This window comes from Rhodococcus sp. BS-15, from assembly GCF_000813105.1.
In the GTDB taxonomy this organism is placed as follows: domain Bacteria; phylum Actinomycetota; class Actinomycetes; order Mycobacteriales; family Mycobacteriaceae; genus Rhodococcoides.
The window spans coordinates 1-1,000 of record NZ_BAOX01000571.1 but is presented as its reverse complement, the minus strand read 5'-3'; the positions used below and the strand labels follow the sequence as shown (position 1 = coordinate 1,000).

The following is a 1,000-nucleotide window of genomic DNA, read 5'->3' as shown; positions in this document are numbered from 1 at the left end:
ACCGGCGTCATGTCCGTCGATCACGCCGCGCTGATCCTCACCTTCGCCGAAACACCACCGAAGGATCTCCCGGAAGAGGGTCGCGATATGGCCCGAGCCGCCTTGATCAAGGCTGCGACAGGGCCCGACGCGCGTACCGGCCGGATCCGGGCAGCGATCACCAGACTCGAGGACGAGTTCGGCGGCAAGACCCCACCACCCGAGAACACCGACCGCAACGAACTCTTCGCCTCCAAGACTTTGAACGGGCGGCTGGTGTTGAAAGGTGATTTCGATGCGATCACCGGCGAGAAGCTGCTCACTGCCCTCTCCCCGTTGACCGAACCCCACCCCGCGGTCGACGGCAGCCAAGACGATCGCAGCCCCGCCAAGCGCAGAGCCGACGCCTTCGGACACATCCTCGACCAGTATCTCGCCTCGAGCGATCGCCCCATCGAAGGCGGAGAACGCCCGCACCTGAACCTGCACATCAGCCTGCGTGATCTCACCGACCTCCGCGACATTGCCGACAGCGCCGACGACATCGCCGACGACGAGAACACCCGCGCTGCAGACGAATCCGATGCCGGGTCTACCGCCGATCGTGGCGCATACAGGGACTTGTTCGGCGACGGCACGTCGGTCGGGTGGCTGCCTGGATGGGACCACTCTCCCGCAATACTTCTCGACAGTTGGCGTGCGACTGTGTCCTCACCGCCATCGTCATGGACGAGCACGGCAACCCACTCAACCTCGCCCGCACCGCACGCACCGTCACCGCCAAACAACGCAAAGCCCTCACCGCCCGCGATCACGGCTGCGCGTTCCCCGGCTGCGGAAAACCCGCCGCCTGGACCGAAGGCCACCACATCTGGCATTGGGCCGACGGCGGCCCCACCGACATGAACAACCTGGTCCTACTGTGCGGGTTCCATCACCGACTCATCCACCACTCCGATTGGGAAGTCTTCATCGGCACCGACAACCACCCCTGGTTCATCCCACCAGCAACCGTCGACCC

General features: G+C 65.0%; 1 protein-coding gene and 1 pseudogene. Both read left to right on the top strand.

What is annotated here, in order from left to right; all coding sequences use genetic code 11:
- Positions 1 to 9 precede the first annotated feature (9 nt).
- A pseudogene (locus RHBS_RS32460) lies at positions 10 to 429 on the top strand (DUF222 domain-containing protein); the annotation flags it as partial.
- A 209-nt stretch (positions 430 to 638) separates the two neighbouring features.
- Positions 639 to 1,000 (top strand): HNH endonuclease signature motif containing protein (locus RHBS_RS32455; RefSeq protein WP_374700687.1); only part of this gene is annotated, 362 nt, incomplete at its 3' end.